The organism is Yoonia ponticola, from assembly GCF_014199395.1.
GTDB classification, from domain to species: domain Bacteria; phylum Pseudomonadota; class Alphaproteobacteria; order Rhodobacterales; family Rhodobacteraceae; genus Yoonia; species Yoonia ponticola.
The window spans coordinates 1-20136 of the sequence record NZ_JACIJM010000001.1 but is presented as its reverse complement, the minus strand read 5'-3'; the positions used below and the strand labels follow the sequence as shown (position 1 = coordinate 20136).

Here is a 20136-nt window from a genome sequence, read left to right as displayed (position 1 = left end):
GATCATACTCCATTTTTGATACTGTCAGTTTCAGTTTTTTCGGGAACGAAAAGACGCCCGCCCAGCCACGCCTGCGCGGCCTCAGATCGGGGAGCATCGAGCACGCGTTTGATCGGGCCCGTCTCTGCGATGCGTCCTGCATGTAGAAACACCAGATCATCGCCAAGCCTTCGGGCTTGCCCCGCGTCATGGGTCACAAGAACGATAGTCGTCCCGTTTTCACGAGCGCCTTGGATAAGATTTTCGATAGCCAAAGATGACGCTGGATCGAGGCTCGCTGTTGGCTCATCTAGGAACAGAAGTCGCGGCGCACAGATCAGGGCGCGGGCCATCGCAAGGCGCTGCTGTTCGCCGCCGGACAGAACACGCGCGGGCTTGTCTTTAAGTGTTTCCAATCGAGCAAGCGCAAGCGTTTCAGCCTCGCGCGCCCGTCTTTCTTCGCCTCGCACCCCACGCACTGAAAGGGCAAACCGGAGGTTGGCGGCGACGGACCGGCGCAGCATAACTGGGCGTTGAAAAACCATCGCCTGCTGCTGACGCCCAGCGCGATCTAGCGGTTGGCCTTCCCAGTTGATCGTGCCTTCTTCGGGTCGAATAAGTCCGTGCAACAGACGCAAAAGCAGACTTTTCCCGCTCCCATTTGCCCCCATGATCACAGTGCAGCGCCCAGCGGCAACGTTCAGATCAACCTTATTGATCAAACGTTGTCCACCCGCGTCAAAGCACAATCCGCGTGCGGTCAACAGTGGCGCTGACGGGCTGCTGGTGTAATTGCGAATGTCGATCAGTTTATCAGACATAAGCCGCCCTCGTCGCTGTGCCGCGAATAGCCATCAGAAGACCATTCACGATGACTGCAATTGTTAGAAGGATCAGCCCAAGCGCTAGTGCGAGTTGTAGATTGCCCTTGGATGTTTCGAGCGCAATTGTCGTAGTCATCACACGGGTTACGTGGTTGATATTGCCGCCGACGATAATCACCGCGCCAACCTCGGCAACCGCACGACCAAAACCCGCCAGCGCCACGGTCAGCAAGCTATAGCGGGCATCCCATAGCAACGCGAGAACGCGGTCAAATGGACCCACGCCCAGCGATGCGAATTGCTCTGCGTATTCACTGTTCAGGTCTTCAATCACCTGCCGTGTCAACGCCGCGACGATAGGTGTCACGAGGATAGTCTGCGCAACAATCATCGCCGTCGGCGTGTAAAGCAGCCCCAGAACGCCCATCGGTCCCGAAGCCGACAGCATCAAATAAACCAGCAAGCCAACCACAACTGGCGGCAGCCCCATCAAGGTATTCATCGCAATGATCACGCCTGTTCGCATTGGGAACTGAAACGCGCCGACGATTGCACCCAGCGGCAAGCCAATCAGGCACGCGGCGGCGACCGCCGTCAACGTCACGCGCAACGACAGCACAATGATCTCGATCACGTCAGGGTCCCACGACAGGATAAGACCGATCGCTTCTACCAAAATGCCCGAAAAGCTGTCCATGTATGCAAAATCTCCATCTCGCGGGAAATTTCGCATAGTAAAGCACAAGAAGCTATAGCGATTGCGCCCAACCGACACGGATCAGGGAAATTTCGTTATATTTCAAGGGCTCATGGGTGCGCCGCATGGATCGACACCCACCGTTAACCGCCCTCGGTCGCGGCAGCGCGTTGGTCGAAGGGTGTTTGTTAGTGGTGAGGATCGTCGATTTCGCCGTGTATTGCGAATTGCTCAAGCCCTGCCGCCTGCGCTTCGATCATGCGATAGCTTTCCTTGACGCCCGCTTGCGTTAGCTCACGCGCCACTGTGAGCAGCGTATTCGCGTCATGTTCGTCGCAGAGGTCCGACATTTGCGACAATTCTTCGCGGGCAACGTTACGGGCGGCATCCAGCGATGGTGCACCGTAGATATCGACAAAATGCTGGGCCAACAGGTCGGTTAGCGCTTGAATTTCGGTGTCTTCGATCTGCGTGACCGCGACGAACGTGACGCGGCCAAATGTCTCGCATCCCATCCATCCATTGGAAAATGCCTGTCGCGCTTTGCCAGTCAGATCACCATCGGACCAGTTTGAAAACTCGAATCCGCCGGAAATGCACCATTCGCCGGTGCGAGCCGGATTATGGAAAACGCGCGTGTCGCTTTCGTCAAAATGGATTGCGCGGGCAAGTTTCATGTCGGCTCCGTCAAGAGGGCTGTCAGTGGAATAAGGCGGGTCTGATCGCCGCTTTTCAATAGCAACCCGAGCGTTTCATCAAGGCCAATAAAGATGCCCGTTTGACCCGCTACGGCAATTTCAGTGTCGCGACCATGGGCAAGCCCGCTCCAGTTGCGGTGCAAACGTGCCGGGCCATCATCGGCCCAAGCGTTCAATTCAACCAATGTGTGCCGCACCCAAGCTTCCAGCAAGGTGATCGGATCAACATCGCCGCATCCTTCTGCGTAAAGCGCGGTTCTGTCTGGCGTTAATCCAGTGTCATCCGATGGTGGCCAGAGATCCAATGCAAATCCGACGACCAGCCATTCTGGCACTGCATCGGGTTCATGCGTCGACGCCGCGATTTGAAGCGCGCCGCAATGGCCGCCATTCAGGTAAATGTCGCCATTCCAACCCAAATGCACACCAACTTCGGGCGGCGCGAGCGCACCAAGTGCGTTCTGGAACCCCACACCGCAGAGCGGTAGCATGCAAGCCGCATCGCGCAACGGGATTTCAGGTGCAAACACAATTGCCGCACGAAGGGTCGCATGCGCCAAATCATACGCGACGAGCCCCGCATCACACACGGCTCGCGCCTCGGCACAAGCCAAGGCAAAAGGATCAGCCCCATTGGCATCAAGACCCGAAAATAGCGGCGGAAACTGAGGCTCGGTCATACGTGGCCGAGCGCGATCAGTTTTTGCGCTAACGCACGGAAACTCGCCGCTTGTGGGCTGTCGGGCTTAGACACGACAATCGGTGCGCCGCCATCTGCGGCCATACGAATATCGAGGTGCAGCGGAATTTCTGCCAACAAAGGCACGCCAAGTTTTTCGGCTTCGGCAGCAACACCGCCATGGCCGAACATATGTTCCTCAAACCCGCAATTCGAGCAGATATGCGTCGACATATTCTCGATCATACCAAGGATCGGCGTGCCGAGTTGGTTAAACATATCGATTCCCTTGCGGGCATCCAAAAGCGCGATATCTTGCGGCGTCGAAACGATAATAGCGCCTTCAAGCTGGGCTTTTTGCGCCAATGTCATTTGCACGTCGCCAGTGCCGGGCGGTAAATCCACGATCAGCACATCCAACGCGCCCCATTGCACTTGGGTCAGCATCTGCTGCAACGCGCCCATCAACATCGGGCCGCGCCAGACAACCGCCTGATCATCATTCGCCATCAGGCCGAGCGACATCATCGTGACCCCAAAATTCCGCATGGGCAGGATTGTCTTGCCGTCAGGCGACGAAGGCCGCCCCGATACGCCCAACATACGTGGCTGTGACGGTCCATAAACGTCGGCGTCGAGCAGTCCAACGCGCTTTCCTTCAGCCGCCAATGCACAGGCAAGGTTCGCTGAAACGGTCGATTTGCCCACGCCGCCTTTACCTGACGCAACCGCAATAATGTGGTTGATGCCGGGGATTTTTTGCGGGCCTTTAGGCTCTGACGGCTTGTTCAGCTTTAGGTCCGGCGGCGCGGCGGGCGCACTGTGCGCCGTCATCACAACGGACAATTGCGCGACACCGGCCAACGCCTTGATTTTGGCTTCGACCTCGTCTTTCAGCTTGCCGTAAGCGGCTGCGTGATTGCCGCTCACTTCGAGCACAAAGCGCACGTTGCCGTCTTGCACGGTCAGCGCCTTCACCAAACCAGCGTCAACAACAGATGTACCACTGACTGGGTCGGTCAGGGTTTTCAGCGCGGAAAGTACGTCCTCACGGGCAAGCGTCATTATCAAATCAACCCTTGATCGTGCCGGTAACGACATGTTCCAGATCAACACCGTCAATCGTCAGCACCATGCGGGCCTCGAATTGTTGACCTTCGGTGCCATCGGCAGTGCGAAACGCTTCTTCGATCGCTTGCTGCGACGTCACACCAACCTGCTTGAGGAATTTGCGCATCGACATATTGAAATCATCGCTCATGATGGTCTCCCTTTTGAACGTAATTAAGGACAGTTAATGATCTTTCCGTCTGGAAAAATAGTCATCGGTGGTGCGTACAGCAGGACGTTTCCCGCCAGTAAGCGGGTTGTTCTCAGAGTGGTATTGCGCCTGCACGCGGCAATTATCGCACATTTGTATCATACGTGCAGTCGCGGGATTTGAGAACATCGCATGATTGCCCGCCAGCTTTTCCATGATCCGCTCGACGGTAGATTTGACACCAAACAAGCTACCACATTCCACGCAGGCAAACGGTTCCTCTTCATTCAGAACGACTTGGTCCAGCGCAGTGTCCGTCAGATTTAACTGGGGCTGCAATGTAATGGCATTTTCGGGGCAGACGTTTGTGCAGAGACCACATTGCAAACATGCGTCCTCTTGAAAGCGCAGTTGCGGCATATCCGGATTATCCGCGAGCGCGCCGGATGGGCACAGCGAAACGCAAGCCAAACAGAGCGTGCAAGCATCTGTGTCAACCAGCACGGCACCATAAGGCGCGTGTTCTGGCAAAGGCACAATCGAGGCGTCCGGCGTCAGCGCCTTTGCCGCGATGCGACTGATTTGACGACGCGATCCTTGAGGCAAAATGGGGTTTTCGACGTGGACCTGTGCGGCAGTGCGCTCAAATAAGTGATCGCAAAACGCCTCAGGATCATTGAAGTCGAGCAATGCGATGGCGCTACCTGCGCCCATCGCTGTGGCTAGTTCTGCTTGTGCGGCGATCACATCGCGGTCGCTTTTCGGGCCAAGCACAACATCGACAGAGGTGAAACCACTTGCCAAAGCCGCGAGCATTTCCGCATGTCCGAACATTGCCAAAGCGTCGATTTCCATCGGGATCACATTGGCAGGTAACCCTTTCCCGAAACGTGCGCCAAGGCGGATCATTTCTGCCCCGTGCGCGTCATGTACCAGCAGCGATCCTGCTTGACCGCCTGCTTTCCGGTAGGCGCTTGCGATCACGCCGATCCGGCGGAACACATGATCTACTGGCGGTGCATCGTAGCTGATTGCGCCGGACGGGCACACAGCCGAACAGGCACCGCAACCAGCACAAACCATCGGGTCAATCTCGACATGTTCACCTGCGGAAAGGATCGCACCGGTGGGGCAAACGTTCAGACAGTTCGAGCAGGCAGGTTGTTCAGCACGCGAATGCGCACAAAGTGACGGCTCTAAGCGGATGTGCAACGGCTTTTCAAACGTCCCGATCATCTGGCTGGCGTTCAGGATCGCATCCGCCACAGCAGGCACACTGGCAGGGTCTACGCGTAGATATCCGTCACGCTTTTCTGGGGCGGGAAACAGTGGAACTCCACCGCTGAGATCAAGGATCAGATCACATTCGGATTGCGCCGCATCGCGCGGGTCAGTCAGTGCGGGCTCACCGCGTCCGCCAGGAAAAACTTGCTGAAACGCATTGATCGTAACAGCAAATTGACCAAGTGTACCCTGCGCACGGCTCAATTTCCCGACGCACACATCAAAGCGATTGGTGATGGGCAAGTCGACTGCACCTGGGACCAGCACGGTGACGGTCAAGATGTCTGCCAACTTTTCAGCGGCAGCAAAAGCAACGTCGGGCGCGCCAATAATCAAGCAAATACCGTCAGAAACAACATCACGCGTCTTTGGCGACGGCTGTGCAAGCGCCGCGTCGGCAATCAGACTGACCATCTTTGCTGTTGTGCTGCCTGCATCAGCCGTCCAGCCAGCACGGTCGCGAATATCGACAAATTCTGGAACGTCAGCATCGAGATCTTCAGCCAATTCGGTGAACCGCTGCGATTCCTGCTGGCAGGCGATCATCACATTGCCAGCCTCAATCGATTTTGCAGCCAGACCAATCTCGGACTGGCAGAGCGACGTGTGCTTACGCGAACACGAAACGCCTACATCGCGCGCCAAAGCGTCAGCATCTATCGTTTGAGTGCCGAGGCAATCACATATCATCAGTGTCTTAGTCATTCTGCCTCCTTGGCTCGCCATACGTAAGACGTAAAAGCCGAGGATGAAAGGTGATCTAACGAAGATCACGTAACAATAGAGAAGGACACGCAAAATTCATTGTGATCGCCCAAGTACCAGCTTTAATTTTCCAGCAAGTTGTGTACGATAGAAAGACCCAAGTCATACGTGACATGATCAAACCCACAGGTATCCGATTGTCGTTCGTCTTCCCCAACTCCCAGTCCATTCCGGTGGGCGTCGTGATTCGGAAATCGCCCGGCGTGACCCGCTGGATGAAGTGGGCGTGGCGTGCGGTCGGCATTTTGCCCGGCGCACCGCCTGCGGATTGGGCCGTACTGCATCGTGACGGAGATGTCACCGAATTTCACGCAGCGACGCTACCGTTGGAATTATATGTCTCTGACACAGAGGCTTACGTGCACGAATTGCAAACGCGCGAGCCGTCACTCTACATCGTATTAAGCCCTAATACCGCATCTCGCGAGATGCCGTGGAAGGTCACGCTCGTCACTGCGTCACCTTATGAGGGGCAAGATTACTGCGATTCCGACGAGGTCATGGTCGAAAAAGTGGCAATGCCCGAAGGTATGAAAGCATGGGTTGCTGACTTTGTTTCTCGTCACCACGAGGAAGAGGCGTTTGTTAAACGTAAGCGCAAAAATACAGATGTCGATAGTGTCGAAGATGGCATCGGCGATCCGCGCATCTCCCAAGACAACGATGTGTACAGCGCACCGCGGCGTTTCCGGGGGGTAACGAAATGACCGATAAAAGTGCTTTTTGGGCCGGCCGCCGCGCTGGCGTGAAGGCAGAGGCGGACGCCGACAAGCTAGCTGAGGAAACCGCTCTCGAAGCTGAGCAACAGCAGGCACTGGCTGAAAAGTCTGACGAAGAAATTCTCGACGAATTGGGGCTTCCCGATCCGGAAACGCTAGCTAAGGGCGATGATTTCACCGCCTTCATGGCCAAGGCCGTACCGGAACACATTCGCAAACGCGCGTTGCGCAAACTGTGGCGCAGCAATCCTGTTCTGGCCTGCGTTGACGGATTGAATGACTACGATGATGACTATCTCACTGGTAGCTTCGGCAACGCCCCGATCAAAACCAGCTATCGCGTGGGCGAAGGCTTGCTCGCGCATGTCCTAGAGGTCGCGCGTCAAGATGCCGCTGCTGCCGAAGAACAAACGTTACTCGACAAGCCAGATGTTTTGGTCGAAGTTGATGAAGCTGTCAGCGACGAACCAGAGGCAATCACCCTGCCCGATCCAGATGATGTTGCAGACGATCCAGTTGACGACTTTGATCCACCCAAGCCGCGTAGAATGGCATTTCACTTTGATGGGAATAGCGCATGACGCTTGCACAACCAAAAGACCGGATTGACGACGAGGATCGCCTGCGCGCTGATCTCTACAACTACCTTGGGCTCATGCTATCTGGTCCGCCCGATGAACTGTTGCTGGCGCAAACAGCAGACCTGGCAGGCGATGAAACGCCGCTCGGACAAGCCATCGCGGGACTGGCGCGCGTCGCTAAGGTGAGTAAACCCAAGACCGTGCGCACAGAATATAACGCATTGTTTATCGGGTTAGGTCGCGGCGAGCTGCTGCCTTACGCGAGCTACTACATGACCGGATTTCTAAACGAAAAGCCGCTTGCCAACTTGCGGGCAGACATGGCTGCGCTTGGCATCACACGCGCTGAAAACACGTTTGAGCCAGAAGACAATATCGCATCCTTGATGGAAATGATGGGCGGCATGATCGTCGGGCGCTTTGGCACGGCGGCCACGCTGGAACGTCAGAAAGAGTTTTACAACAAGCACATCGGCCCTTGGGCGACGCATTTCTTTGCTGACTTGCAGGGCGCGAAAGCATCGGTGCTTTATGCATCAGTTGGGGCCGTCGGGGCCGAACTGCTGAACGTCGAACAAGAAGCATTTCGGATGATGGCAAGCTAATTGCCCATCTATTAATTGGCGGTTAAGACCGCTATAGTTAAATTACCGCATGAAACAGGGAGCATTCAAATGGCTGAAACAAAAGACGGCACAACCCGCCGCAATTTCCTGAAAATCGCAGGCACAGCCGTTCCCGGTGTTGTCGCGGTTGCATCTGGTGCGAACGCCGCGCAAGCGGGACCAGCACAGGTCGATCTGACATCACAAGTGATGCAAGATACGGAACACACACGCACCTATCTGGAAAGCACTCGCTTTTAGAATAAAGTAATCCGCCCACCACATTTGGGCAGGCAACAATAGACGACTACCAAGACTGCGACAGTGCAGCAGTAGGGAGAGAACCATGCTCAGGAAAAAGACAAATGGCACCGCACGTCGGTCAACACGATCACCAGTAGCGCAAGGCGCATCTGGTTCTGTTGATCGCCGCACATTCCTGCGCGGTTCAGGCCTAGCGATTGGCGGCTTGGCCGCTGTTGCGGCAACTGGCGGTACAGTATCGCAGGCGACGGCACAGACAGTCGCAGCCCGCGCAGTCGAGATCAAGAAATCCGTCTGCACACACTGCTCGGTCGGCTGTACAGTCATCGCAGAAGTCGACAACGGTGTTTGGACAGGCCAAGAACCCGGCTTCGACAGCCCGTTCAACCTTGGTTCACATTGCGCCAAAGGTGCATCGGTCCGCGAACACGCTCACGGTGAACGCCGCCTCAAATACCCGATGAAAAAAGAGAACGGCGAATGGGTCCGCCTGAGCTGGGAACAAGCCATCAATGAAATCGGCGATGGCATGATGAAAATTCGCGAAGAAAGCGGCCCAGATTCAGTGTATTGGCTTGGTTCAGCCAAACACAGCAACGAACAAGCATATCTCTTCCGCAAATTCGCGGCCTATTGGGGCACGAACAACGTCGATCACCAAGCGCGAATTTGCCATTCGACCACCGTTGCTGGCGTAGCAAACACATGGGGCTATGGCGCCATGACGAACAGCTACAACGACATTCATAACTCCAAGGCGATCTTCTTGATCGGTGCAAACCCTGCTGAAGCGCACCCTGTTTCCTTGCTGCACCTCTTGAAAGCAAAAGAACAGAACAACGCACCGATGATCGTGTGCGACCCCCGCTTTACCCGCACAGCAGCTCACGCTGATGAATACGTGCGCTTCCGGCCCGGTTCTGACGTAGCTCTCGTTTGGGGTATTCTGTGGCACATCTTTGAAAACAAGTGGGAAGATGCCGAATTCATCCGCACCCGCGTTTGGGGCATGGATCAAATCCGCGAAGAGGTGGCACGCTGGACGCCCGAAGAGGTTGAGCGCGTCACTGGCGCACCGGGCGAGCAGCTCGAGCGTGTCGCGCGCACCTTGGCAAACAACCGTCCCGGCACCGTGATTTGGTGCATGGGTGGCACGCAGCACACCAACGGCAACAACAACACCCGCGCATATTGTATCCTGCAGCTTGCTCTTGGGAACATGGGCGTTTCTGGCGGCGGCACTAACATTTTCCGCGGCCACGACAACGTGCAAGGGGCGACTGACCTCGGTGTTCTTGCCGATACGCTGCCCGGCTACTACGGCTTGGCCGACGGTGCTTGGGCGCATTGGGCTCGTGTTTGGGAAGAAGATCTGGATTACCTCAAAGGCCGCTTCTCGGACGCATCAATCGGCGATACCAAGATGATGAACCTCACTGGTATCCCAGTCAGCCGCTGGATCGACGGTGTGCTTGAAGAAAAAGCCAACCTCGACCAGCCTGATAACACACGTTGCATGGTATTGTGGGGACACGCCCCGAACTCGCAGACTCGTCAAAAAGAGATGAAGACTGCGATGGAGAAGCTGGAAATGCTGGTCGTCGTCGACCCGTTCCCGACTGTTTCAGCGGTTATGCAAGACCGGACCGATGGCGTTTACCTGCTGCCTGCCGCGACACAGTTCGAGACACGCGGCTCTGTGACCGCATCGAACCGGTCGCTGCAATGGCGCGAGCAGATCATGGACCCATTGTTTGAATCGCTTCCTGATCACACAATCCTCGCGAAATTTGCTGAGAAATTTGGTTTCCATGACCGCATTTTCCGCAATATCGGTATCGAAGACGGCGGCGAGCCGAACATCGAAGATCTGACGCGCGAATTCAACCGTGGCATGTGGACGATTGGCTACACGGGCCAAAGCCCTGAGCGCATGAAAATGCACATGGCGAACCAGCACACTTTCGACCGCACAACCTTGCGTGCAGTTGGTGGGCCAGCTGACGGCGATTTCTACGGTATGCCGTGGCCGTGCTGGGGCACCCCGGAAATGAACCACCCGGGCACTGCGTTGCTCTATGATATGTCGATTCCTGTGGCCGAAGGTGGGCTGACATTCCGCGCCCGCTTTGGTGTGGAACATGACGGCGAGAACATTCTAGCCGATGGTGTCTACTCAAAAGATTCTGAAATCAAAGACGGTTACCCCGAGTTCACGGTGCAAATGTTGCGTGACCTTGGCTGGGAAAATGATCTCACCGCTGAAGAACGCGCGAGCATCAACAGCGTCGCCGGATATCCTGAAGGTGCACCGCTGACGACCGAACCTGCCGACGATGGTGGCGCGAACAGCAACGAGGAAGTTGGAGAGACGTCGCAACAAGGCGAAATTCCGTCTGATTTCCAAGCGAAAACTGGTGGCGTAAACTGGAAAACCGACCTTTCCGGCGGCATCCAGCGGGTTGCGATTAAACATGGCTGCGCACCATTCGGTAACGCCAAGGCCCGTGCGGTTGTGTGGACGTTCCCCGATCCGGTGCCAGTGCACCGCGAGCCACTCTACTCCAACCGTCGCGACCTTGTTGCGGATTATCCAACCTACGAGGACAAGAAGTTCTGGCGTGTACCAACCATGTACGAATCGATCCAAAAGAACGATTTCTCTCAAGAATATCCAATCATTCTGACCTCTGGTCGCTTGGTCGAATATGAAGGTGGCGGCGAAGAAACACGGTCCAACCCATGGTTGGCCGAGCTTCAGCAGGACATGTTTATCGAGATTAACACACGCGATGCGAATGACCTTGGTGTCCGTGATGGCGCGCAAGTCTGGGTCGAAGGTCCAGAAGGCGGCAAGATCAAAGTGATGGCGATGGTGACTGAACGTGTGGGCACTGGCGTGGCATTTATGCCGTTCCACTTTGGTGGCCACTTCGAAGGTAAGGACTTGCGGGATAAATACCCCGAAGGCGCCGACCCTTATGTGTTGGGTGAATCCACCAACACCGCACAAACCTACGGCTATGACAGCGTAACCCAGATGCAAGAGACCAAAGCGACTCTCTGCAAAATCTGGTCGGCATAAGAGGAGATAGATCATGGCAAGAGCAAAGTTTCTCTGCGACGCTGAACGCTGCATCGAATGCAACGCCTGTGTGACTGCATGTAAAAACGAACACGAAGTTCCTTGGGGCATCAACCGCCGCAAGGTTGTCACTATTAATGACGGTAAACCCGGCGAACGGTCGATCTCGGTCGCATGTATGCATTGCTCGGACGCGCCTTGCATGGCGGTCTGCCCGGTAGATTGTTTTTACCAAACCGAAGATGGCATCGTGCTGCACTCGAAAGACTTGTGCATCGGTTGCGGTTATTGCTTCTACGCGTGCCCGTTTGGTGCGCCACAATACCCGCAGGCTGGCAACTTTGGCTCGCGCGGCAAGATGGACAAATGTACCTTCTGCGCAGGCGGTCCCGAAGAAAACCACTCAGCTGCAGAATTCTCTAAGTATGGCCGGAACCGCATCGCAGAAGGCAAATTGCCGCTCTGCGCTGAAATGTGTTCGACCAAAGCGCTGCTCGCAGGCGACGGTGATACCGTGTCCGAAATCTACCGCGAGCGCATTGTTGCACGCGGTTTTGGCGCAGGCGCATGGGGCTGGGGCACAGCTTACGACCAAAAGGGTCAGTAACGCGCCTACAATTTAGACTTGCGAACAGGCGGCCAATAACGGGTCGCCTGTCTCTATGATATAACTAAAGGATCGCTCTGATGCTCCGTCTCTTTGCAGTTTTAGTGCTTGTTAGCGGCTTAATGACACCTGCTTTGGCCCAAGAGAACGTGGGCGATGTCCGCGCTGACACTGGCGGCGCGCAAACCTTAAATGACATCCTGCAACGTCAGGCTGACCAAGACGTGGACGACGAATTTCGCCGCGATGCGATTGGCGATCCCTCTTTAGCTGCGCCAACGACCGAGCCACTTGGCACGCGCGGAGGGCAATCTGACGCCGAGTTGTGGCGCGGTGTGCGCTATGACACCGCTGACATGCGATCACAAATACGCGGACCAGCCACAACAACGCTGATCCAAGACGGTGGCATGTGGTGGTTAAAATTCCGCGAGGGGCCGTTGCAGACATATGGTGCCGCGCTGCTAGGCGGCACATTGCTTCTGCTCGCGATCTTTTATTTCTTCCGCGGACGCATCGAGATCGAGGGTGAGAAAACGGGACGCACCATCACGCGCTTTTCTGGCGTTGAGCGGTTCGGCCACTGGTTGCTGGCGGGTTCGTTTCTCGTCCTTGGCGCAACTGGGTTAATTTCTCTGTTCGGTCGCAAGTTCCTTATTCCGGTTTTCGGCCATGACGCATTTTCGACGGTCGCTATTGCTACCAAATGGGTACACAACAACATTTCATGGGCGTTTATGCTCGCTCTAGTGATCGTGTTTGTATTCTGGGTTGCACACAACATACCGAACCGAACCGATATTGCTTGGCTGTTGCGTGGCGGCGGTATTTTCGGGGGTGGCCATCCCCCAGCCAAGAAATTCAACGCAGGCCAAAAGATTGTTTTCTGGTCTGTGATCGTCTTGGGGACTTCCATCTCTGTTTCGGGTTTGTCGCTCTTGTTCCCGTTTGAAATCAACATGTTCGGCTTCACGTTCGCGAAACTGAATGCAATCGGCGTGCCCGGTTGGGTCGGCTTAGGCGACCTGCCCTATCCACTGGCTCCACAAGAAGAAATGCAATACGCGCAGCTTTGGCATGCGATTGTCAGCCTGGTCCTTACGGCCGTGATTTTTGCCCACATTTACCTTGGAACCGTCGGCATGGAAGGCGCGTTCGATGCGATGGGCACTGGCGAAGTCGAAGAACAATGGGCACGTGAACACCACAGCCTTTGGGTTGAAGAAGTCGATGAAGCCGACAAACAACAGAGCAAGGAAGTATGACATGAAGGCGTTTTTGATAGCACTGTGCGCCTTGATCGTCATCACTGTCGGCGCAAACCAAATCTTGATGTCTATTGGCCTTTCCGCCGAGGCCGTATCGGCGTCGAGTGCAAATGTTAGGATCGACGACTAGCGAGGCCAATCTCGTACATCGATAAGACACCTGACAAAACGCCCTAGTTTTTGTCAGGTGTGATAAGCCCTTCGGGGTCGATGCCCCGCTCCTTCGCGCTTTGATGGATAGCTTGCTGTATTGCAGGACTACGCGATAAAAGGCGCCGGAAACGCTCTGCATCCAGCACGAGTAACGTCGATGGGGCAATTGCACGTACCTGTGTGCGAACTGCCTTTTTGGTAACGATCGCCATTTGACCGACCATTTCACCGCCACCACGCCGCCATGTCTGACCTGCGCTCTCTACTTCGACAGCACCTGATGCAATGAAATACACGCTATCCGCAGGATCATCTTTGTTGATGATCAGATCGCCAGAGTTAACGTAAACGGTCTTGAGCGCGCGCCCGAGTTTCTTCAGCGCAGCATCTTCAATACCCACAAACAATGGGAAACGCTGGACAAGTTCCAGACGTTGGATCGCAATGTCGAGAGCCGGACGATTTTCCGTGGCTGCGCGTTGCGCATTCAGCCGTTGCATGAGCGTCGTATAGACCTCGGTCCCGATCAGCCCGTCATCGCGCATGATAGTGTATTCGCGCTCTTCGAGCCGTAGCGCAGTACGTCGTATAAAGCGGCGTTCTAGCTTTTCCGCATAGCCAGGGTATTGCAGACGCAATCCCTCCAACGCGGTTTCCATGGCGTCGACCCTACGGGCCAGCAGTTCGTGCAGCAAATCCGCAACGCGGCGACCGTGAATACGGCGAATACGTCTGTCAATAAACGCATCAAGGTCACGCAAGATTAACCGCTGCGAAAGCAAAAACTCAAATCGATCCGCGGTCATTCGAGCCAAAGGCGCTGACAAACGTAGCCTTCGTTGCAAAGACACACCGAACTGGAACCCTTTGCCGTACGAGACGCTACGCCGCGCCGCGCGTTGATATCCGTTCCGACCACCCGAGCGTGCACCCTCGATTAACCGATCCGCGTCCGACAAAACTTGCTCTGCCATTCGTTGCGAAATGGTTCGTTCGCGCATCCGCACCAATACTGTGTCGCGCTCGTGCCCCGCTAACGCGATCAAGCCTAGCGTAATCCGGTCCCTATCTTGAATTTCAGCACCGTCCTCTGCTGCTTGCACAGTTCGGTCGAGCCTTTCGCCAAAGTTCTTTGCCTCGGATCGCACGATTTCCCGTGTCAGTTCATAATTTTCGGTGGTCCGCTCGACGTCTTCACGCACCGTTTGCAAGGCAACAGCAACAACCTGACGCGAAAGCGCTTCGTCGATGGGCGACAAACGATCGAGTCCTAACCATTTGATCACAGACCGTAACGTGGTCCCCTGCACGATCAGTGTGAACAGCGTGAAACCAGTCGCCAAAATACCGACCAAGCGCTTGACCTCGATGGGGACAAGAATGCTTTCCGTAACCGCCAAAGCCAGCGCAAGCGTCACCGCCCCGCGCAAGCCGCCCCACAAAATTGCGACACGATAGGGGCGTTCGACGGCAGGCGACACCCGCAGCAAGGTTAACAATGGCAAGAGCCCGAACAAGATAAGGCCCCGTGCTGCAACCGCCGCGCAAATCACGACACCGATCAGCACAAAGTCTTCGGCGCGGACTTCTTCCAGCAAGCGCGGTATCAAAAGTGCCGCGAGAATAAAGATCAATGCGCCTGCCCAATGCGCCAACAAGTCCCAAACTTCGCTAAGATTAGTCCATGTTTGTGGCGATAACAGTCGTGGCCCGGTGAGGTTCATCGTGATCCCGGCAGTCACAACGGCGATGACACCTGACGCACCGATGATCTGCTCTGCGCCGATATAGACGAGATACGGCAACGACACAGACACCGAAATCTGCGCCCTTTCGTAATGAACGAAAACGGCCATGAGCCGCACTGCAAGCCGTGCCATGAACCATCCCGCAACGGCGCCGCCCCCGATCAAAAGCGGAAACTGGCCAAGCGCATCGGTCAATGTCGGGTCTGGCATACCCAACATGACAAAGCCCATGAAAAGTCCAAAAAGCGCGATGGCTGCGGCGTCGTTCAACAGGCTTTCGCCTTCGATGATCCGTGCCAATCGGCGCGGCGCTGAAATTGATCGAAAGATCGACACAACGGCCGAAGGGTCAGTGGTCGATACAATCGCGCCGATGAGCAAACAGGCGGCAAGTGGCAGCGCGCTCGCCCATGCCAGCGCATACCCCACACTCAAGGTTGCGACCACGACGGCTACAACTGCCAGCACCAGAATGGGGACCCAGTCGTCTAACATGCGCCGAAGGTTCATCCCCAAGGTCGCCTGAAATAACAACGTGGGTAGGAAGACATAAAGAAAGACGTTTGATCTGATCGGCAGCCCCACTATGGCCTCTGCCACGGGGTTCAATGCGTCGGTCAGATCGGTGCGTAAGAAAAACACGGATGCGACGGCGATCAACGATCCAAGAACCGCCAAAATCACACTGTAAGGAAGCTGCAAACGTGCGGCCATAGGTTCGGCTGCGCCGATAACGAGAAAGAGCGACGCGATGACCGCCGTAATAAGTATGATGTCCATATATGTGAGCTATCAGAGAAATTAGTTGTAGAAAATCAGGGTTCGTAAGTAACCCTTTGATTGGGCGGTTCACAGTAACAAATGTAGTCAATTTAAGCGTTATCAAGTCCTTGAACCGCCTTAGCGAATTCAGTCGCAACCAAGAATGGTATCACAAAAAGAAAACGCCCCGCAGCGGTTGCTACGAGGCGTTTCCTATAAGGCAGCGATTAATCTGCCCCACGCACCTCAAAAGGCGTGTTCGGATCGGGGCGAATGAACTTCTGGATCGCCCAGACGGCTACCGCACCGCCGACGCCAATCAGATCTGTGACAATGCCACCTTCGATCATAAACAGCGCCAAGATTCCGATTGCGATACGCAACCACCAGACGGTGCGCCCACCCATGAACCAGCCTTGAACCGCTGAGGATAAAAGGAAGACCCCGACGACGGCTGTTATGCCTGCACGGATAATCTCGGGCCATGTACCGTCCATCAGCAACGCAGAGTTGTAGAAGAACATGAATGGCACAACAAAAGCGGCGATCCCGATCTTGAAGGACGCAACCGATGTTGCCATCGGATTGGCCCCCGAAATACCAGCCGCAGCATAACTCGCCAATGCGACGGGAGGTGTGATCGAACTGACCACCGCGAAGTAGAAGACGAAGAAATGCGCCGTCAGTGGCGGGATACCCAGATTAGTTAGCCCGGGTGCTACGACGCTTGCAGCAACGGCATAGGCCGCCGTTGTCGGCATCCCCATCCCCAACAGAATCGCGATCAACATTGCAAAGAACAATGCCGCCAATTCGGACGCACCGGCGATACCGAGAAGCAGCGATGAGAACCGTGCGCCGACACCCGTCAGCGCAATAACCCCAACGATGATACCTGCACAAGCGCAGACGATGATGATCTGGATCGCCATAGCACCAGCAAGCTCAAATGCTTTGCCAATTGCGCGGAAACCCATCCGGTATGGCGTAAGCCACGACACAACGGCCGCTGAAAGCGTGGCAAGTGTACCAGCACGAATAACCGAATAACCCATGAACAACGCGGCGATCAGGATAACAATCGGGAAGAACAGGTAGACCTGACGGATCAGCTTGCGCAGTTTCGGCAATTCGTCGGCGCGCATCCCGCGCATCCCCAACTTCGCTGCTTCGAAATCCACCATGAAGTAGATGGACACGAAGTATAGAATTGCTGGAATGACCGCTGCGAGGGCGATCTCTGTGTAAGGGATGCCTGTGACTTCGGCCATGATGAACGCGCCAGCGCCCATGATTGGCGGCATAATTTGGCCACCGGTCGATGCAGCAGCTTCGACTGCGCCCGCGGTTGTTGGCTTGTATCCGACACGCTTCATTAACGGGATCGTGAGCGATCCGGTCGCGACCACATTCCCCGCCGATGTGCCGTTGATCATGCCCATCAAGCCACTGGCGAAAATCGACACTTTCGCAGGGCCACCGCGTGAGCGACCTGCAGCCGCAAATGCGAAGTTGATGAAATAATCGCCAACTTTGGATGCGGAAAGGAACGCCGCAAAGATGATGAACAGGATGATGTAAGTCGAAGACACCGCCGTCGTTGGTCCAAGGATACCTGCGTCGGTGTAAACTTGGCTAAAGAACCGTTCCCACGAGATGACAGGGGAATTCAGGAAGCCCGGCAAATGCTGGCCGGTAAAGACATAAGTGAGGAAGACGACTGAAATAATGACAAGAGCCAACCCAGCCACGCGGCGCGTCAATTCGAGGATAAGTGCAACGCCAGACACCGCTGCCAGCGAAATTCCGATCGGCGCAAATGGCGTCCCCGTGGAGTTGCGCATCAACGTGCCATAGATCGTGATCAAGTAAACCGCGACACCGGCGGCGCATATTCCCAAAACGATATCGGGTGCGGCGATCCCGTCGCGTTGTTTGCGATGGAACCAACTCAAGACAATCGCACCAACGGTAGCGACGAGCAACGGAACACCAAACCACCAGATTTCTCTGCTGCGGATACCTGTGTCCATGCCGTTCCACATCGCACCATTTGCGATCTCGACAGCAAAAGAAAATGCCGTGCCCACCGATACCAGCGCCAGTGCACCGAGTACCAAGGACGGCAAGTTCAGGGCGCGGGATTCACCGTGTTTGTCTTCCGCAAATGGACGTGCGGAGTACAGTAGAAAGCCGAGCAAAAGCGCACCAGCGACGTGGATGATACGAAAGTTCCATGTTTCCATCGGGAACGTCGGCAACAACGGGATTTCGACGCCAATCCAACGCTCGATTGACAGGCCGTTGAGTGCGGCCATGTGAAACGCAGCATAGAGACCAGAACACCACGCAATCGTGGTCATGCGCCAACCGGTAAAGTCGCGTCGATTGGCCTCCATCGGTTCTTCGTCAGCACCTTCGGATATCACGCCGCCACTTTCAGCCAGACCACCCGGCTCGAGCTCTGGCTTCATTATTTCGATGTCGTCGTTCTGTCCGGACATTAGCCGCTCCCAGTTCCCGCTCATGGCAGGTTGTCCGACTATAAGCCGGAATTCGTAAAAAGTTGTTAAATTTATCAGGGCGCGTCGGGATGGACACCACCTAGTATAGGATTGCCCCGATTATCGGGGCAATCCAGTCGTTTATTCTGCAGTGTAAACCATATCGTCAGCGATATCCGCATCGGCGTTTTCACGGAACCAACGCGCTGCACCAGGATGCCACTTCATGACTGTGTTTTTGGTCCAGTTTTCAACGATTGTCTCGGCTGCTGAGCCGTGAATGTTCATCATCCGCGCATTGTCCGACATGACAACGTCAGTGGCTGCGTAGACAAAGCTTTCTGGCAATTCGCAGTTCGCAATCGCAAAGTTCCACATCGCAACAGACTGCATATCACGCTCAAGCGTCGCGTAAGTATCTGCAGGAATTGCGTAATCCGCGACAGGATATGTGTCGATGATTTGGGCCTGCTCTTCGTCAGTGAAGTCGATGAAATTCACGTCGGCTTGCACTTCGATCTGGCTGATTGCAGGTGTCGGGATACCAACGGCAAATGCCACGGCATCAAGCAGCCCATCCTGCAGCTGGCCACCAAGGTCATCCCAACCGCCATTACGACGTTCAAAGTCGACACCAAGCGTTTCCAACATCGCAGGGAAGTACGTGTCAGACGTTGAACCGGCTGGACCAAAGCCGATGCGCGCGCCCGCTGGGATCGTCGCTACGGATTCGATACCCGACGATGTCAGCGCAGCCATTGAGAACGGCGTCTGGTACATCGGGAACATCGCACAAGCATTGGTCATCTGAAGACCGGGCGCGATCGGGTTGGTCCCTTCAAGAGACTCGCGTGCTGGGCCCATCGTGGTCATGCCGAACGCGGCATCGCCAGTGTGGACAAGCGCCATATTTTGCATTGGACCGCCGGTCACTTCGCCGCCGCCGGAAATGCCAAGCTGATCGCCAACCAAGTTCGCCCAGCCAGAGCCGTAAACAAAGAACGTGCCACCTTGGGACGCCGTGCCAACGGTAAAGCTGCTCGGCCAGTCCGTGCGGTCAAGATCAGCGTAATCCGCGTTTTGCGCATAGACCATCGTCGCCGAAACTGCCGCAATCACGGCAAGAGAAAGAGTAGTTTTCATGATATCCCCTCCACAGGTATTAATTTTTTATTGATTTACGCTATAGCACAAATTTGAATGCATCAGCACTACCACAACGCTGTAGTCGCGAACTTATTTTGCTGAATTTCAAAACAAGTGCAACCCTGATCAAGGTTACGCGAGTGGTTCTCGTTCGGGCCGGGTTTGAGTTTCATGGAACCACGCTCCGCGTGATATCTGCATTGCTTGTCTGACGTCAGCGCCTATGGGACCAAATAGCGTTATTTGATAAGAGAGCATTTCTGGCTCATCGTCACCACTGAGGAGTGGAAGATGAGACAAACAACGACGAGCCCCGGCGAGAAGATCGTCAAAGACATCAAACGCGCGCACCGCTGCCCTCTCATCCGAAGAGAAGATCAGGATCGTTCTGGATGGTCTGCGTGGTGAAGACTGAGGTGCCCCTAACTTCCTAGACGCCTGCCTTGTTCATTTTCTGCTGTTTCATTTCATAGTCAACCGGTGACAGCATGCCGTTGTTCGTGTGCT

At 55.3% G+C, this 20136-nt stretch carries 17 protein-coding genes and 1 pseudogene; 8 read left to right on the top strand and 10 right to left on the bottom strand.

What is annotated here, in order from left to right; genetic code table 11:
- Nucleotides 1-2: 2 nt before the first annotated feature.
- From FHS72_RS00085 to FHS72_RS00055, 7 genes are all read right to left on the bottom strand, one after another.
- Nucleotides 3-800: an ABC transporter ATP-binding protein gene (locus FHS72_RS00085; RefSeq protein ID WP_183523713.1), complete on the bottom strand. Its 798-nt coding sequence runs from the start codon at nucleotides 798-800 to the stop codon at nucleotides 3-5.
- Complete coding sequence (locus FHS72_RS00080; RefSeq protein WP_183523710.1) at nucleotides 793-1500, bottom strand: ABC transporter permease; 708 nt, start codon at nucleotides 1498-1500, stop codon at nucleotides 793-795. The genes FHS72_RS00085 and FHS72_RS00080 overlap by 8 nt, the downstream gene beginning before the upstream one ends.
- A 188-nt stretch (nucleotides 1501-1688) precedes the next feature.
- Nucleotides 1689-2177, bottom strand: a complete 489-nt coding sequence (locus FHS72_RS00075; RefSeq protein ID WP_183523708.1) for a DUF6505 family protein — start codon at nucleotides 2175-2177, stop codon at nucleotides 1689-1691.
- Nucleotides 2174-2878, bottom strand: a complete 705-nt coding sequence (locus tag FHS72_RS00070; RefSeq protein WP_183523705.1) for a biotin/lipoate--protein ligase family protein — start codon at nucleotides 2876-2878, stop codon at nucleotides 2174-2176. Before FHS72_RS00070 ends, FHS72_RS00075 begins: the two co-directional genes overlap by 4 nt.
- A complete protein-coding gene (locus FHS72_RS00065) occupies nucleotides 2875-3942 on the bottom strand; it encodes an Mrp/NBP35 family ATP-binding protein (protein ID WP_183523701.1) in 1068 nt (355 codons plus the stop codon). Before FHS72_RS00065 ends, FHS72_RS00070 begins: the two co-directional genes overlap by 4 nt.
- 7 nt (nucleotides 3943-3949) lie before the next feature.
- Nucleotides 3950-4138: a DUF6494 family protein gene (locus tag FHS72_RS00060; protein WP_183523697.1), complete on the bottom strand. Its 189-nt coding sequence runs from the start codon at nucleotides 4136-4138 to the stop codon at nucleotides 3950-3952.
- A gap of 33 nt (nucleotides 4139-4171) precedes the next feature.
- Complete coding sequence (locus FHS72_RS00055) at nucleotides 4172-6127, bottom strand: 4Fe-4S binding protein (protein ID WP_183523695.1); 1956 nt, start codon at nucleotides 6125-6127, stop codon at nucleotides 4172-4174.
- Nucleotides 6128-6300: 173 nt separating this feature from the next.
- On the opposite strand from FHS72_RS00055, the gene FHS72_RS00050 reads away from it, so the two are divergent.
- The 8 genes and pseudogenes from FHS72_RS00050 to FHS72_RS18550 all read left to right on the top strand — a co-directional run bounded on the left by FHS72_RS00050 (nucleotide 6301) and on the right by FHS72_RS18550 (nucleotide 13446).
- A complete protein-coding gene (locus tag FHS72_RS00050; RefSeq protein ID WP_183523692.1) occupies nucleotides 6301-6894 on the top strand; it encodes a DUF3305 domain-containing protein in 594 nt (197 codons plus the stop codon).
- Nucleotides 6873-7487, top strand: a pseudogene (locus FHS72_RS00045) (DUF3306 domain-containing protein); the annotation flags it as partial. The gene FHS72_RS00050 and the pseudogene FHS72_RS00045, both read left to right, overlap by 22 nt.
- The gene (locus tag FHS72_RS00040; RefSeq protein ID WP_183523687.1) at nucleotides 7484-8092 is read left to right on the top strand and encodes a TorD/DmsD family molecular chaperone; all 609 of its coding nucleotides are present in this window, start codon (nucleotides 7484-7486) and stop codon (nucleotides 8090-8092) included. The pseudogene FHS72_RS00045 and the gene FHS72_RS00040, both read left to right, overlap by 4 nt.
- A gap of 69 nt (nucleotides 8093-8161) precedes the next feature.
- Nucleotides 8162-8353 (top strand): twin-arginine translocation signal domain-containing protein, encoded by a 192-nt coding sequence (locus tag FHS72_RS00035; protein ID WP_183523684.1) that lies wholly within the window; start codon nucleotides 8162-8164, stop codon nucleotides 8351-8353.
- 85 nt (nucleotides 8354-8438) lie between these two features.
- Complete coding sequence (locus FHS72_RS00030) at nucleotides 8439-11441, top strand: formate dehydrogenase subunit alpha (protein ID WP_183523681.1); 3003 nt, start codon at nucleotides 8439-8441, stop codon at nucleotides 11439-11441.
- 13 nt (nucleotides 11442-11454) lie between these two features.
- On the top strand, nucleotides 11455-12048 hold the full coding sequence (fdh3B, locus tag FHS72_RS00025; RefSeq protein ID WP_183523678.1) for a formate dehydrogenase FDH3 subunit beta: 594 nt from the start codon (nucleotides 11455-11457) through the stop codon (nucleotides 12046-12048).
- A gap of 80 nt (nucleotides 12049-12128) precedes the next feature.
- On the top strand, nucleotides 12129-13313 hold the full coding sequence (locus FHS72_RS00020; RefSeq protein ID WP_183523675.1) for a formate dehydrogenase subunit gamma: 1185 nt from the start codon (nucleotides 12129-12131) through the stop codon (nucleotides 13311-13313).
- A 1-nt stretch (nucleotide 13314) separates the two neighbouring features.
- Nucleotides 13315-13446: a hypothetical protein gene (locus tag FHS72_RS18550; protein ID WP_281378197.1), complete on the top strand. Its 132-nt coding sequence runs from the start codon at nucleotides 13315-13317 to the stop codon at nucleotides 13444-13446.
- 43 nt (nucleotides 13447-13489) lie between these two features.
- On the opposite strand, the gene FHS72_RS00015 is transcribed toward FHS72_RS18550, so the two are convergent.
- The 3 genes from FHS72_RS00015 to FHS72_RS00005 all read right to left on the bottom strand — a co-directional run bounded on the left by FHS72_RS00015 (nucleotide 13490) and on the right by FHS72_RS00005 (nucleotide 19626).
- On the bottom strand, nucleotides 13490-15997 hold the full coding sequence (locus FHS72_RS00015) for a cation:proton antiporter (RefSeq protein ID WP_183523672.1): 2508 nt from the start codon (nucleotides 15995-15997) through the stop codon (nucleotides 13490-13492).
- 209 nt (nucleotides 15998-16206) lie between these two features.
- A complete protein-coding gene (locus FHS72_RS00010; protein WP_183525238.1) occupies nucleotides 16207-18453 on the bottom strand; it encodes a TRAP transporter permease in 2247 nt (748 codons plus the stop codon).
- A gap of 171 nt (nucleotides 18454-18624) precedes the next feature.
- Nucleotides 18625-19626, bottom strand: a complete 1002-nt coding sequence (locus FHS72_RS00005; protein ID WP_183523669.1) for a TAXI family TRAP transporter solute-binding subunit — start codon at nucleotides 19624-19626, stop codon at nucleotides 18625-18627.
- Between the last annotated feature and the right edge of the window lie 510 nt (nucleotides 19627-20136).

Bases quoted from the DNA above. Each gene is read 5' to 3' on its own strand.
- FHS72_RS00085 (WP_183523713.1), bottom strand. From the start codon at position 800: ATGTCTGATAAACTGATCGACATTCGCAATTACACCAGCAGCCCGTCA.
- FHS72_RS00080 (WP_183523710.1), bottom strand. From the start codon at position 1,500: ATGGACAGCTTTTCGGGCATTTTGGTAGAAGCGATCGGTCTTATCCTG.
- FHS72_RS00075 (WP_183523708.1), bottom strand. From the start codon at position 2,177: ATGAAACTTGCCCGCGCAATCCATTTTGACGAAAGCGACACGCGCGTT.
- FHS72_RS00070 (WP_183523705.1), bottom strand. From the start codon at position 2,878: ATGACCGAGCCTCAGTTTCCGCCGCTATTTTCGGGTCTTGATGCCAAT.
- FHS72_RS00065 (WP_183523701.1), bottom strand. From the start codon at position 3,942: ATGACGCTTGCCCGTGAGGACGTACTTTCCGCGCTGAAAACCCTGACC.
- FHS72_RS00060 (WP_183523697.1), bottom strand. From the start codon at position 4,138: ATGAGCGATGATTTCAATATGTCGATGCGCAAATTCCTCAAGCAGGTT.
- FHS72_RS00055 (WP_183523695.1), bottom strand. From the start codon at position 6,127: ATGACTAAGACACTGATGATATGTGATTGCCTCGGCACTCAAACGATA.
- FHS72_RS00050 (WP_183523692.1), top strand. From the start codon at position 6,301: ATGATCAAACCCACAGGTATCCGATTGTCGTTCGTCTTCCCCAACTCC.
- FHS72_RS00040 (WP_183523687.1), top strand. From the start codon at position 7,484: ATGACGCTTGCACAACCAAAAGACCGGATTGACGACGAGGATCGCCTG.
- FHS72_RS00035 (WP_183523684.1), top strand. From the start codon at position 8,162: ATGGCTGAAACAAAAGACGGCACAACCCGCCGCAATTTCCTGAAAATC.
- FHS72_RS00030 (WP_183523681.1), top strand. From the start codon at position 8,439: ATGCTCAGGAAAAAGACAAATGGCACCGCACGTCGGTCAACACGATCA.
- fdh3B (WP_183523678.1), top strand. From the start codon at position 11,455: ATGGCAAGAGCAAAGTTTCTCTGCGACGCTGAACGCTGCATCGAATGC.
- FHS72_RS00020 (WP_183523675.1), top strand. From the start codon at position 12,129: ATGCTCCGTCTCTTTGCAGTTTTAGTGCTTGTTAGCGGCTTAATGACA.
- FHS72_RS18550 (WP_281378197.1), top strand. From the start codon at position 13,315: ATGAAGGCGTTTTTGATAGCACTGTGCGCCTTGATCGTCATCACTGTC.
- FHS72_RS00015 (WP_183523672.1), bottom strand. From the start codon at position 15,997: ATGGACATCATACTTATTACGGCGGTCATCGCGTCGCTCTTTCTCGTT.
- FHS72_RS00010 (WP_183525238.1), bottom strand. From the start codon at position 18,453: ATGAAGCCAGAGCTCGAGCCGGGTGGTCTGGCTGAAAGTGGCGGCGTG.
- FHS72_RS00005 (WP_183523669.1), bottom strand. From the start codon at position 19,626: ATGAAAACTACTCTTTCTCTTGCCGTGATTGCGGCAGTTTCGGCGACG.